Consider the following 12,577-nt stretch of genomic DNA (forward strand, 5'->3'; position numbering starts at 1 on the left):
AGGTAAAATAGCGCTATGCAACTGTATACCATTGGTGTCAACCACACCACCGCCCCTATTGCCATCCGCGAGAACGTTGCGTTTAACAACGACACCTTGCCGCATGCGCTGGCGGATCTTGCCCGACACAACGTGGCAGAAGTGGCTATTTTATCGACCTGCAACCGTACAGAAATTTATGTCCAGTCTATCCGCCCCGAAGTGGTGATTGACTGGCTGGCTAACTACCATCGCCTGGAAGCCGACAAGCTCTTACCTTACACCTACACATTAAGCAGCCACGAGGCGGTGAAACACGCTTTCCGCGTCGCCAGCGGACTGGACAGCATGGTATTGGGCGAGGCGCAGATTCTGGGGCAATTCAAGCAGTCGGTTAAAATTGCGCAAGACTCCGGCACCCTGGGCACCATGCTGCATAAGCTGTTCCAGCGTACCTTTGAAGTGGCCAAAGAAGTACGCACCAATACTGACATTGGCGGCAGTTCGATTTCGATGGCCGCTGCTGCCGTTAAACTGGCGCAACGTATTTTTGGTGACCTGAGTTCACAAAGCGTGCTGTTTATCGGCGCCGGTGAAATGATAGAGCTCTGCGCAGATCACTTTGCCGCGCAAAAACCGAAAAAAATCACCGTGGCCAACCGCACCCTGGAGCGCGGCGAACAACTGGCAGAAAAAATTCGTGGCCAGGGCCTGAACGTACAGGCGATTTTGCTCAATGACTTGCCTGAGCGCTTTCCAGAATTTGACATTGTCATCACCAGCACTGCCAGCCAGTTGCCAATCGTCGGCCTCGGCATGGTAGAGCGCGCGATTAAAGCGCGTAAACATCGGCCGATGTTTATGGTCGACCTGGCTGTGCCACGTGACATTGAGCCTGAAGTCTCGGCGCTGGACGACGTGTTTTTGTACTCTGTAGATGACTTGGCACAAGTAGTCACAGAAGGGCTAGGCAACCGCCAGGAGGCCGCTGTCAATGCCGAGCTTATCGTCAATTCGCGTGTTGAGCACTTTATGCAGTGGCTCAAACAACGCGAAGCGGTGCCTACTATTAAAGCCTTGCGCGACCAGATAGACACGGTGCGCAAAGCCGAGCTGGAAAAAGCCCTCAAATTGCTGCAAAAAGGCGAAAGCCCGGAAAAAACACTCGAAGCCCTCAGCAATGCACTGACCAATAAATTTCTGCATGGCCCCAGCCATGCACTAAACAATAGCCAGGGAGATGCTCACGCCCACATGGAGCACCTGGTGAAACAACTCTTTCAAATCAAAGAATAATTTTTTCAAGATTGGCATCCGCCAATCTTTGAATATTAGGTAAACACAATGAAATCAAGCATGCTGCAAAAACTCGCTAACTTAAGCGAGCGCCTCGAAGAACTCAACCGCCTGCTCAGCAGCGAAGGCGTGACTGACAACATGGATAACTACCGTAAGATCATGCAGGAACATACGGAAATTACGCCTATTGTTGAGCAATACCATATCTACATCCAAACCGAGTCCGACCTGAAAGAGGCGCATGCCATGCTGGCCGACCCGGAGATGAAAGAATTCGCACAGGAAGAGATAGACAGCGGCAAAAAACGCCTGGAAGAAGTCGAGCTGGCTTTGCAGAAATTGTTGTTGCCCAAAGACCCTAGCGACGACAAAAACATCTTCCTTGAAATCCGCGCCGGTACCGGCGGTGACGAATCCGGCCTGTTTGCCGGTGACCTGTTCCGTATGTATTCACGCTTTGCCGACCGCCAGGGCTGGAAAGTGGAAGTCGTCTCGGCCAATGAGGGTGAAGTCGGCGGCTATAAAGAAGTGATTGCCAAAATCATCGGCTACGGCGCTTACTCAAAACTCAAATTCGAATCCGGCGGCCACCGCGTACAACGCGTGCCAGACACCGAAACCCAAGGCCGCATCCACACCTCAGCCTGTACTGTCGCCATTCTGCCTGAGGTAGAAGAGGTGGGCGATGTCGAGATCAACCCGGCCGATATCCGTATCGACACCTTCCGCGCCTCAGGCGCCGGTGGTCAGCACATTAACAAAACCGACTCTGCCGTGCGGATTACCCATGCACCAACCGGCATCGTGGTGGAATGCCAGGACGGCCGCAGCCAGCACGCCAATAAGGCACAGGCCATGCAAGTGCTGGCCGCACGCATCAAGGCCAAACAGGTCGATGAGCAGCAAAGCAAAATTGCCTCCGAACGCCGCAACCTGATTGGCTCGGGTGACCGTTCTGAGCGTATCCGCACCTACAACTACCCGCAAGGCCGTATTACCGACCACCGCATCAACCTGACGCTGTATAAAATTGAAGCCATCACCGAAGGCGATATGGACGAGTTGATTAATGCGCTGGCGACCGAATACCAGGCTGACTTGCTGGCAAGTTTGGGTGAAGACTCCTAAACCGAATTAAATAACTTTGGTAGTTAAAGTGGACTCAATTGGCGCATCCTAATCAAATATTTCACTATACTTCGGTCGAGACGCTTGCGCTAATATTGAGCTCACAAAAGATTCGATTCACTCGTTTGGATAAGGTTGATGACGCCCTTGAAGGCCCAATTATTAAAGGTGTTCATTTCAATAAATATTTTTTTGTCAGTTGCTGGACTACTCAACCCACTGAGAGCATACCGCAGTGGCACCTTTATACTGACGAAATGACAGGCGTTCGTATTGAGCTTCCTTCATTACCATTCCAAGATAAAAAGTTAACGCCTTTGGATGGCTGGGCTAACATTGAGCAGGCAGGAAATATGTATGCCCCGCTCAACTTCAATGAAATGTTCGGGCAGACTTATATGATTTTGCCGATGTTCATGAATCATGAACAATTTGCAGGATATGTTGAGTATGTAAGCAATATTGAAGAGCGTTATAGTCAAGCTGTTCAAATTAACCAAGAAAAAGGGCAACTTACAATCAATCGCCCTTTCGATCTTGCCAGACTAAAATCCAAACATTGGGAGTTCCAATCAGAATATCGATTTTCACTCTTTGTACTACCTTCCTTGCCACTACCTCCCGAGGGCCCAGGCTCACCAAGTTTTTATAATAGCCTACCGAATCACATGATGCGGGCTTTCATAGAAGGTGCAGACCCCGGAGTTGAGTTTATAGACTTGGACTTAAATCAGGATGCTTTGAATAGCATGGTTATAACCACTGGACCTTTATGTAGTGCTGGATTGAAGTTATCTGTTGAGGCTTTAGTTTGCAAATATGCGCCTCGCGCTATTATTAAGCCTAGTACGCTTGAGGGCGCAATCCGTCACAGATGAACTGACATGAGGCTTACTGCCGTTTACCGCATCAAAGCTCTACTCGAAGTCAATCAACTCCAAACCTTAAATAATCTAACATCATTTACAAATTGGTGGCATTTTTGATACCATAAGCAATGACGTTGCGCATCGTTTTAGACACTAATATTTTTGTAGGTGCCTGCTTGAGTATGGGGGCGGCCAATCAATTGGTTGCGCTTTGCTTGCGCGGCGATGTAACACCCCTCATGGGTGCCGCACTTTTGTCTGAGTATGAGGATGTCATTGCACGCGAAAGTTTATTCCAAAACTGCCGCTTGAATTTGGACGAACGCAATGAGTTATTGGACATTTTTTTGGCGTCATGTGAATGGACACGCATTTACTATACTTGGCGTCCCAACTTGCCTGATGAAGCAGATAACCATCTGATTGAACTCGCAGTTGCAGGTGGTGCACATTATGTCGTCACCCGTAATTTAAAAGATGTCGCACGCATGGAGTTGCGTTTTCCAAATTTGCGCATTATCGGCCCAGAAGAGTTTTTAAAGGAGCAATCAAAATGAGTGCTTTAACGTTACGTTTACCAGATGATAAACATCAACGCTTACGCGCTTTGGCTAAATCACGCGGCACCACGGTCAATCGCTTAATGGATGAAATGACGACGCTGATGCTAGCCGAGTTTGATGCAGAAACGCATTTTCGCTTGCGGGCTGCACGTGGTGCAGAGAGTACTGAGCGGGGCTTAGCTTTGCTAGATAAAGCTGCTCAGATCTAAATCATGCCAACTGCAGAGTTGGTCATCGTTCCGCCCAGAAACAATCTTTATCATGACCTTGTTTAAAATCCCCGCCGCGCCGCGCAGCATCCAGAAAGACAACCCGATCAAATTTTTGCTGGATAGCGAGGCGATTGATTGCCTGGCACACAATATTGGGCTGGTGCATACCAGCTTTGATGCAGAAACCTTTAAACAATTAGCGCTGACCAATATTGCGCCACTGGGGTTTATGGATCGCTCGGCACATATTGCAGCTGCGTTAAAAGCCACTCTGCCCGCCAAGTTTTCAGAAGCAACCGAAGTATTAATCAATACACTCACGCCCCCCAATACACATACCGAACGCCTTGGGCTGGGCGTGTTTTTCTACCTGCCACATACACGCTTTATTGCCGAGTATGGCCGCGATGCACAGCACAATGGTGGCGAGGATCCATTTGAAGCGGCGATGCGTGCACAATATGAATTGACACGCCGTTTTACCGCAGAGTTTTCAATCCGTCCTTTTTTGATTCATGACTTTGAGCGCACCTTGCATCAACTCACCTTGTGGCTGAATGACCCTGACCCGCATGTGCGCCGCTTGTGTTCTGAAGGCTGCCGTTCACGCCTGCCTTGGGGCGCTCGCATTCCGCAACTGATTGCCGACCCGACGCCAGTGTTACCGATTCTGGAGACCCTTAAAAACGACCCGAGTTTGTATGTGAGGCGCAGTGTGGCTAACCACCTGGGTGACATTGCAAAAGACCATCCGACATTGGCGTTTGACGTATGTGAGCGCTGGCTCACCAATGCAGATAAAGACCTGAAATGGGTGATCCGCCATGCAGTTCGCCACCCGGCCAGGCAAGGCAATGCCACGGCCATTGCTTTGCGCAAAGCGGCTGGGGGCAGGTAATGTCGAACACCGTGCAACAATGGCTACAAACGGCCCGGCAACAGTTGGCGCAATTTGTCCCGCCGGATGAGGCGAGTATGGAAGCGCAAATATTATTGATGCATGTGCTGAATGTGAACCGTGCCTGGCTGATTGCACACGCAACTGACAACCTGACTGACATGTCTATCACCAAGGTCGAATCACTCTTGCAACGCCGTTTGCAAGGCGAACCGGTTGCGCATATTTTGGGCTCACGCGAGTTTTTCGGACTCGCGCTCAAAGTCACGCCAGACACCCTGATTCCACGCCCGGATACCGAAACCCTGGTAGAAGCCGCACTGCAAAAAATCACCAGGGCCATGCGTGTGCTCGATTTAGGCACTGGCACCGGGGCGATTGCACTGGCAATTGCCAGACATGCGCCGCGCTGCGAAGTCATCGCGGTAGATGCTTCAATCGGGGCGCTGGCTGTCGCCCAGGAAAATGCACAAGCATTACACTTAAACAATGTGCAATGTGTGCAAAGCAACTGGTTTGCGACCTTGCCTGCACACAGGTTTGACCTGATTGTCAGCAATCCGCCTTATATCGAAACAGATGACCCACATTTGCGGCAAGGCGATTTACGTTTTGAGCCTATGAGCGCACTGGCCTCTGGTGCAGATGGCTTGCAAGATATCCGGCAGATTATCGCCGAGGCGCCTGGCTACTTAAATGCGGGTGGCTGGTTACTGCTGGAACACGGCTACAATCAGGCCAAGGCCGTGCAACAACTGTATCATGCAGCGGGGTTTGAACAGGTTCAAACGCTGCAGGATTTGGGCGGCAATCCCAGAGTCACGCTTGCGCAATGGCCCACAGCACCGACACACCAATAATAAAAAACTCACAGGGAGACACTCCATGATTCACAAATTACGCTTGGCAATCCGTAATGATTTAGAGGCACCAGAAGAAGCCAGACACTTTGGCTCCGGCTGGTTAAGCGGTGTCGCCGCACTGGTACTCAGTATCGCCAGCCTGTGCCTGTTGCTGGGTGAGCGTCTGCAAGGCATATTCTCAACACAAGCCCTCTCACCGCTCTATGCCTTGCCACAGTTCACACTCATGATTCAGGTATTACTCGTTGCCAGTTTTCTGCTCGCCTGCAGCAACCTGGTGTTACGCCGAAATCGCATTTTGGGCTTTACCGCGATTTTGCTGGTATTGCTCACCATCACCATTGCTGAAACACTCAATGCACAAGCTGCTCGTGCCAGCGGCGTTGCGCTTAGCCTGGACTGGTTTGTCCTGAATATCTTGCTCACCGGCTTGTTATTTATCCCACTGGAGAAACTGTTTGGCCGCTTAACCCAGCAAGCGTTGTTCAGGGACGAATGGCGTGAGGATTTATTCTATTTCCTGATCAGCAGCGTGTTTGTGCAAACACTGACCTTATTCACATTGGCGCCTGCGATGACCATTGTGCATCACACCGGCGACTGGGCAACCCTGCGACAAACCATTGCCAGCCAACCACTGTGGCTGCAGGTAATCGAAATCATGTTTCTCACCGACTTTGTGCAGTACTGGTTTCATCGTGCTTTCCATCAAGTGCCATTCTTGTGGGGCTTTCACGCCGTGCATCACTCCGCCAAAAAGATGGACTGGCTGGCAGGGTCACGCATGCACATCGTTGAAATCGTTGGTTTGCGCAGCATGACAGTGGTGCCCATGTATGCACTGGGCTTTGCCGAAAGTGCATTGCATCTTTATATTTTGCTGGTGTACCTCAACGCCACCTTTGTCCACGCCAATGTACGCTTTAATGTCGAATGGCTGAAACCATTGATTGTCACACCGCGCTTTCACCACTGGCATCACGGTATTGAAAAAGAAGCGATTGATGTCAATTTTTCCATTCACTTCCCGTTATTTGATAAGCTATTTGGCACTTATTACATGCCAAAAAACCAATGGCCAAGTGGCTATGGCATCGGCGGCCATCCGGTACCGAATGGCTACTGGAAGCAATTCATGTATCCCTTTAAAAAGTAGTCCATACACATTGCGCACGATTTTTGCTGCTAGCAGTCTATCTGTGTGTAGTGAAAGGCCAATCATGTTTAATTTCAATTCGATCAAAGCCGTGTTGTTTGACCTGGATGGCGTGCTCTATATCGGGCAGCAGCCAATGGATGGCGCCATTGAAGCTGTGGCCAAGATCCGCAAGGCAGGCATCGCCGTGCGTTTTGTCACCAACACCAGCACACTCTCTTTGCTGGCCTTGCAAAAAAAACTCAACGATCTCGGCTTCAATGTAGTGCCAGAAGAAATCATGAGTGCACCACAAGCGACCATTCAATACCTGAAAAAACAGCCCAACCCGGTGTGCAAGTTGCTGCTGGCCGACGACGTGAAAAAAGATTTCGCCTGTTTTGACCAGTCGGAAACGGCGGCCAATTATGTGGTGATTGGTGATATCGGCGATCGCTGGTCTTATGAGTTACTGAATGAGGTGTTTCATTGCCTGGTGAATGGTGCGCAATTGATCGCGATTCACAAAAACCGCTTCTGGCAGACTGAAACCGGGTTGCAAATGGACATTGGTGCCTTTGTCACCGGGCTCGAATATGCCAGCAATACCAAAGCCATGCTGATGGGTAAGCCATCGCAGCATTTCTTTAATATGGCGGTTGACGCGCTACGGCTCAAGCCTTCCGAAGTGATGATGATAGGCGATGATATTGATGCCGACGTTGGTGGTGCGCAAGACGCCGGCCTGCATGGCATTCTGGTCAAAACCGGCAAATACCGCGAAACCTATACCCGCTTGTCTGCGGTGGAGCCCGATGCCACGATTGCATCGATTGCCGACTTACCGGCCTTGCTGGGTGGCTTGTCGATCTCTGCGCACTCATAAAAAGACAACACTATTGCACGCCAGCCGTCTCGCCGTTTCAGCATGCTGCATAGTATAATTGCAGCATGTCTGAATCGAATTCTGTTGGTATCGTCAAAGCGCAGGTTGCGCATTTCACCCAGCCGCTCACCCTTAAAAGCGGCGCAGTGTTGCCACAATACCATCTGACTTATGAAACCTATGGTGAACTCAACGCGGCCAAAAACAACGCTGTGCTGATCTGTCACGCCTTGTCTGGCAACCATCACGTCGCGGGTCGCTATTCGCCAGACGATAAATATCCAGGCTGGTGGGACAACCTGATTGGCCCTGGCAAGCCGTTAGACACCAATAAATTCTTTGTCATTGGCCTCAATAACCTGGGTGGCTGTCATGGCAGTAGCGGGCCCTCCAGTGTCGATCCACTCACCGACAAACCCTATAGTGCGACTTTCCCGGTGGTGACCGTGGAAGACTGGGTAGAATCACAAGCGCGTTTATTGGACTATCTGGGCATTGATCAATTGGCCGCTGTGATTGGTGGTAGCCTGGGCGGCATGCAGGCACTGCACTGGAATATCGTCTACCCGGAGCGCGTGCGCCATGCCTTTGTCATTGCCTCTGCCCCTAATTTAACCGCGCAAAACATGGCGTTTAACGAGGTGGCACGCCAGGCGATCATTACCGACCCTGAGTTTTTCGACGGCGATTATTACAACCACGGCACGGTACCGCGCCGCGGCTTGCGCATTGCGCGCATGCTGGGTCATATTACCTATTTGTCTGACGACGTGATGGGCGAGAAATTCGGCCGTAAGCTGCGTCATGGTGACGTCAAATACAGTTTTGATGTCGAGTTTGAAATGGAATCTTACTTACGCTACCAAGGCGATAAATTTGCCGGTGAGTTTGATGCCAACACCTATTTGCGCATGACACGTGCATTGGATTACTTTGACCCGGCGCTGGATTATGACGGCGATTTAAGTAAAGCCCTGCGTCGCGCACAGGCAAAATTTGTGGTGATTTCATTTACCACCGACTGGCGATTCTCGCCCGCGCGCTCGCGTGAAATTGTCAAAGCGCTGCTAGACAATGCCTTGCCAGTGAAATATGCCGAGGTCACCTCAGACCACGGCCATGACGCATTCCTGATGCCAGACCCGTATTACCACGACATCATGCGCGCATATCTGGAGCAGATTAAAGTATGATAAATGCGAAAATTACAAATATTCGCCCAGATTTTGCATTAATTACAAACTGGGTGAATGCCAAAGCGAAAGTCCTAGACCTGGGCTGCGGTGACGGCACGCTGCTGACCCACTTGCACGAGACACTGGCAACCACCGGCTATGGCATTGAAAAAGACGATTCCAACTGGCTGGCCGCACTGAAAAACGGTGTCGACGTGATTCAAATGAACCTCGAAGAAGGCTTGTCCGGCTTTGAGGACCAATCGTTTGATACCGTGATTCTGTCGCAAACCTTGCAAGCCATGCACAACACCGAAAGCATTGTGCAAGAAATGTTGCGCGTCGGCCGCGAAGTGATCGTGACTTTCCCCAATTTTGGCTACTGGCGCAACCGCATGCAGATTACATTCGGCACCATGCCCGTCTCCAAAAGTCTGCCATACCAATGGTATGACACGCCTAATGTGCACTTGTGCACGATCAACGACTTCGACGATTTTTGTGTCCAGCACCAGATTCAGGTCATGGAGCGCAAGGTGATTACCGGCGGCCAGGATATTCACATATTGCCTAACCTCATGGGGAACCTGGCGATGTATCGCCTGAGAAAACACAGCGCCTGATCACCGCCACAGCAAACAATTACCCTATATTCGCCGCCTACACTGGCGACGAATGTCATCTCCCAACGATAGGACGGCATCTCAGATGCCGTCCTATCGTCCACAAAAGACTACCAATTAAAAATAACAGATATATTGACTTCCATCTATTATTTATTAATAATGATAATCATTCTTATTATCAATTAAATAAGGATACATGGTAAGACGTTTGTGAGTAACGCAGCCAGTTAAAAGATTCTGGCGCGCATTAAAGACGCCAGTCATTAATAATTACTCAAAAGGAAGTTAGTAAAATGAAAGCTCAATATTTAAGCATCGCTATTGGTGCAACTCTGTTCGCAATCACAGGCCTGGCACAAGCGAATACCACCTACAGCAGTTTTGTTGACGTGGCAGACTCCGTCTCGTTTGACGGCTGGAATCAGCTGAACCGCAACCGCGTTGACAGCAATGGCGCGGCAAACCCACTGACCGCAGCACAATTGGCCGCAGGCACAGCAGGTAACGTTGCCGGTTCAGGCGACGCATTGCTGACCCAGGTTTCCGGCAGCTACTACCCAGCTGGTTTTGGTTTATATGGTGATGGCAACCTGACATTCACTGACAATACCGTTGCCAGCAACATCAGCGCACTGGCATTTCAGGGTATCGTCAATGACTTCAATGCGTCATTCGGTGGTGAGGCATATACCATTACGCTGAGCTACAACGGTGGTAGCCAGGCAATCGCAGGCACATTGGTCAACTTCGTGAATACCGGTACGGTCGATGACTATTACTACTACTCCTGGGACTTGAGCGGCGTTTCTACACCAATCACGTCTTATACTTTAAATTTCAGCGCTGGTTTCTCACAAGCGCTGGCATTCCAGGTTGATCAAGTTGCCTCCGTGTCTTCAGTGCCTGAAGCTGACAGCTATGCCATGATGATGCTGGGCCTGGGTGTGATGGGTGCTGTTGTACGTCGTCGCAACAAATAATCACCGCATAATAAAGCCATGAAAAAAGCCCCGGGATTGCCGGGGCTTTTTATTTAGCGATACCCTAATTCAAATGCAAGGCTTTCAAGCGGCGATACAAGGTATTTCTGCTCATGCCCAATTGACGCGCCACCGCAGACACATTGCCTGCCTGCTGTTGCATAGCGACACGAATCGCTTCATCAGACTGTGCTTTCAAGGTTAATACCGGTTGCGGCACCGTTGCACGCTCGGCCTCAACCGCCATTTCATCGAGAAAGTCGTGCGTCAGATGCTGGCGTTCAATCACGCCACCATCGGCCAGCGCCACCGCTGTACGCAACACATTATGTAACTGACGCACATTGCCCGGCCACGGATGCACGGCAAACACGGCCAGCACCTCATCACTCAGCGTGACTTGTGGTGCCTGTTCAATTTGCAAAATCATCTGAATCAGACGCGACATATCCTGACGCTGGCGCAAGGCAGGTAACTGCACGGTTAAACCATTAATGCGGTAATACAAATCACTGCGAAACTCACCTGCAGCCACTTTATCCTTGAGTTTCTGGTTAGTGGCACTCACGAGGGTAAAATTGACCGGAATGGATTTGCTGGAGCCCAAGGGCGTGACGCTGCGCTCCTGCAATACACGCAACAACCTGGCCTGTAACGACAAAGGCATATCGCCGATTTCATCCAGAAATAACGTACCGCCATCGGCCTGCTGGATTTTGCCGACATTGCCTTTACGCTTGGCGCCGGTATAAGCGCCTTCTTCATAGCCGAACAATTCAGCTTCAATTAACCCTTCCGGCAACGCTGCGCAATTGACGGCAATAAAGGGCTGCGCTCTACGCACACTGGCATCATGAATCGCCCGTGAAAATAATTCTTTACCAGCACCGGTTTCACCTAATATCAATACCGGAATATCGCGGTTAAGCACTTGCTTGACCTGGCTGATGGCCAATTTTAATTGCGGATCACCGCTATCCAGCAATTCAAGGCTAGCGGCGGATTCACGTGGTACAGACTGCACCGGCCTACTGGAAATACCAGGCACCTGCATGCTGGAAGCGCGCGCAAACAGGCGGGCGCCATTACGCAAGCGCAACGGGAACAACACCTCGGACGACAAACCACGCTGCTTGAAAGCCAGCCATGACTCGTCAAAAATATCTTCAAACGGAATGCGGCGCGCAGACAATACATCCTGATCCAGCGGCAAGCCGAACTGGAATTGGCCGCTACGGTTAATGGCCTGTAACTGGCCTTGCGCATCAAACAGGGCAACGCCCTCCCACAAGGTACCGATGAATTCAGGCCGCACATGAAAATGCACACCAATTTCGCCGTCTGCGGTGGCATGGAACAAGCGATTTTCCACCATTTGTGCCGCCATTTTGACCAGCGCCAGCGTGTGCTGCTGCGGCGCATTTAAATCATTAGAGACATCCAGTGTCGCCACCAAATGATTATTGGCGGCAAAAATAGGCACGGCAGAACAGCTTAACGAATGGTGGTAAGCCATAAAGTGCTCGGCCCCTTGCACGCTGATGGGCAAGCGTTCCACTAAGGCAGTACCAATGGCATTCGTACCGCGGTGTTCCTCGCTCCAGGAGGCACCCGGCAACAATGAGGCACGGACTTCGTTTTCTTCGACGCCTTCGCCTCTGGTGCGCAAAATGACGCCTTCGCTGTCAGTCAAAATCACCAGGCTACGCGTATGGGCAATTTGCTCGCTTAAGGTGAGTATTTCCGGCTCGGCATGGGTCAGTAACAAACGGTTTTTTTCCAGTCGCTGCGCCAGCTCCTGTGCCGTAATAATCTGGTCTTCACCTGGTGCCTGTTCATCCACCCCTTTGACCATGCAACGCCGCCACGAACGCGCAATCGCCTCGGCAATCGCGCGCTGGTCGTCGCGCATGCCGGGCTGCGGCATTGGAGAAGCTGGCGGGGAATATTTGTTGGGCATTTAA

Annotated in this window: 13 protein-coding genes; 12 read left to right on the top strand and 1 reads right to left on the bottom strand. The window is 50.8% G+C overall.

The window, feature by feature from the left end; translation table 11 throughout:
* Positions 1 to 15 precede the first annotated feature (15 nt).
* The 12 genes from hemA to OH31_RS06985 all read left to right on the top strand — a co-directional run bounded on the left by hemA (position 16) and on the right by OH31_RS06985 (position 10,613).
* A complete protein-coding gene (gene hemA, locus OH31_RS06930) occupies positions 16 to 1,275 on the top strand; it encodes a glutamyl-tRNA reductase (RefSeq protein WP_019880696.1) in 1,260 nt (419 codons plus the stop codon).
* A 48-nt stretch (positions 1,276 to 1,323) separates the two neighbouring features.
* Complete coding sequence (gene prfA, locus OH31_RS06935; RefSeq protein WP_024930153.1) at positions 1,324 to 2,406, top strand: peptide chain release factor 1; 1,083 nt, start codon at positions 1,324 to 1,326, stop codon at positions 2,404 to 2,406.
* A gap of 38 nt (positions 2,407 to 2,444) precedes the next feature.
* Positions 2,445 to 3,284, top strand: coding sequence for a DUF2971 domain-containing protein (locus tag OH31_RS06940; RefSeq protein WP_148296197.1), 840 nt, complete (start codon positions 2,445 to 2,447; stop codon positions 3,282 to 3,284).
* A 119-nt stretch (positions 3,285 to 3,403) separates the two neighbouring features.
* Positions 3,404 to 3,832, top strand: coding sequence for a putative toxin-antitoxin system toxin component, PIN family (locus tag OH31_RS06945; protein ID WP_036298869.1), 429 nt, complete (start codon positions 3,404 to 3,406; stop codon positions 3,830 to 3,832).
* Positions 3,829 to 4,047 (top strand): hypothetical protein, encoded by a 219-nt coding sequence (locus OH31_RS06950; RefSeq protein ID WP_024930156.1) that lies wholly within the window; start codon positions 3,829 to 3,831, stop codon positions 4,045 to 4,047. Before OH31_RS06945 ends, OH31_RS06950 begins: the two co-directional genes overlap by 4 nt.
* A 52-nt stretch (positions 4,048 to 4,099) precedes the next feature.
* Positions 4,100 to 4,948, top strand: a complete 849-nt coding sequence (locus tag OH31_RS06955; protein WP_024930157.1) for a DNA alkylation repair protein — start codon at positions 4,100 to 4,102, stop codon at positions 4,946 to 4,948.
* Positions 4,948 to 5,808, top strand: a complete 861-nt coding sequence (gene prmC, locus OH31_RS06960) for a peptide chain release factor N(5)-glutamine methyltransferase (protein WP_024930158.1) — start codon at positions 4,948 to 4,950, stop codon at positions 5,806 to 5,808. Before OH31_RS06955 ends, prmC begins: the two co-directional genes overlap by 1 nt.
* Positions 5,809 to 5,833: 25 nt before the next feature.
* On the top strand, positions 5,834 to 6,967 hold the full coding sequence (locus tag OH31_RS06965; RefSeq protein WP_024930159.1) for a sterol desaturase family protein: 1,134 nt from the start codon (positions 5,834 to 5,836) through the stop codon (positions 6,965 to 6,967).
* A gap of 64 nt (positions 6,968 to 7,031) precedes the next feature.
* A complete protein-coding gene (locus tag OH31_RS06970; RefSeq protein WP_024930160.1) occupies positions 7,032 to 7,832 on the top strand; it encodes a TIGR01458 family HAD-type hydrolase in 801 nt (266 codons plus the stop codon).
* Positions 7,833 to 7,897: 65 nt separating this feature from the next.
* Positions 7,898 to 9,025: a homoserine O-acetyltransferase gene (locus tag OH31_RS06975; RefSeq protein ID WP_024930161.1), complete on the top strand. Its 1,128-nt coding sequence runs from the start codon at positions 7,898 to 7,900 to the stop codon at positions 9,023 to 9,025.
* Positions 9,022 to 9,630, top strand: a complete 609-nt coding sequence (gene metW, locus OH31_RS06980; RefSeq protein WP_024930162.1) for a methionine biosynthesis protein MetW — start codon at positions 9,022 to 9,024, stop codon at positions 9,628 to 9,630. Before OH31_RS06975 ends, metW begins: the two co-directional genes overlap by 4 nt.
* 296 nt (positions 9,631 to 9,926) lie before the next feature.
* Entirely contained in the window at positions 9,927 to 10,613 is a 687-nt protein-coding gene (locus tag OH31_RS06985) for a PEP-CTERM sorting domain-containing protein (RefSeq protein ID WP_024930163.1), read from the top strand.
* Between the two features lie 64 nt (positions 10,614 to 10,677).
* On the opposite strand, the gene OH31_RS06990 is transcribed toward OH31_RS06985, so the two are convergent.
* Entirely contained in the window at positions 10,678 to 12,573 is a 1,896-nt protein-coding gene (locus OH31_RS06990) for a sigma-54-dependent Fis family transcriptional regulator (RefSeq protein WP_242402221.1), read from the bottom strand.
* Positions 12,574 to 12,577: the final 4 nt, after the last annotated feature.

Source organism: Methylophilus sp. OH31, from assembly GCF_000576615.1.
Lineage (GTDB): Bacteria > Pseudomonadota > Gammaproteobacteria > Burkholderiales > Methylophilaceae > Methylophilus.

Excerpts from the sequence above, each read along its gene's own strand:
- OH31_RS06975 (WP_024930161.1), top strand. The coding sequence starts at position 7,898 with ATGTCTGAATCGAATTCTGTTGGTATCGTCAAAGCGCAGGTTGCGCAT.
- OH31_RS06970 (WP_024930160.1), top strand. The coding sequence starts at position 7,032 with ATGTTTAATTTCAATTCGATCAAAGCCGTGTTGTTTGACCTGGATGGC.
- hemA (WP_019880696.1), top strand. The coding sequence starts at position 16 with ATGCAACTGTATACCATTGGTGTCAACCACACCACCGCCCCTATTGCC.
- OH31_RS06945 (WP_036298869.1), top strand. The coding sequence starts at position 3,404 with ATGACGTTGCGCATCGTTTTAGACACTAATATTTTTGTAGGTGCCTGC.
- metW (WP_024930162.1), top strand. The coding sequence starts at position 9,022 with ATGATAAATGCGAAAATTACAAATATTCGCCCAGATTTTGCATTAATT.
- OH31_RS06950 (WP_024930156.1), top strand. The coding sequence starts at position 3,829 with ATGAGTGCTTTAACGTTACGTTTACCAGATGATAAACATCAACGCTTA.
- OH31_RS06955 (WP_024930157.1), top strand. The coding sequence starts at position 4,100 with ATGACCTTGTTTAAAATCCCCGCCGCGCCGCGCAGCATCCAGAAAGAC.
- prmC (WP_024930158.1), top strand. The coding sequence starts at position 4,948 with ATGTCGAACACCGTGCAACAATGGCTACAAACGGCCCGGCAACAGTTG.
- prfA (WP_024930153.1), top strand. The coding sequence starts at position 1,324 with ATGAAATCAAGCATGCTGCAAAAACTCGCTAACTTAAGCGAGCGCCTC.
- OH31_RS06985 (WP_024930163.1), top strand. The coding sequence starts at position 9,927 with ATGAAAGCTCAATATTTAAGCATCGCTATTGGTGCAACTCTGTTCGCA.
- OH31_RS06990 (WP_242402221.1), bottom strand. The coding sequence starts at position 12,573 with ATGCCCAACAAATATTCCCCGCCAGCTTCTCCAATGCCGCAGCCCGGC.
- OH31_RS06965 (WP_024930159.1), top strand. The coding sequence starts at position 5,834 with ATGATTCACAAATTACGCTTGGCAATCCGTAATGATTTAGAGGCACCA.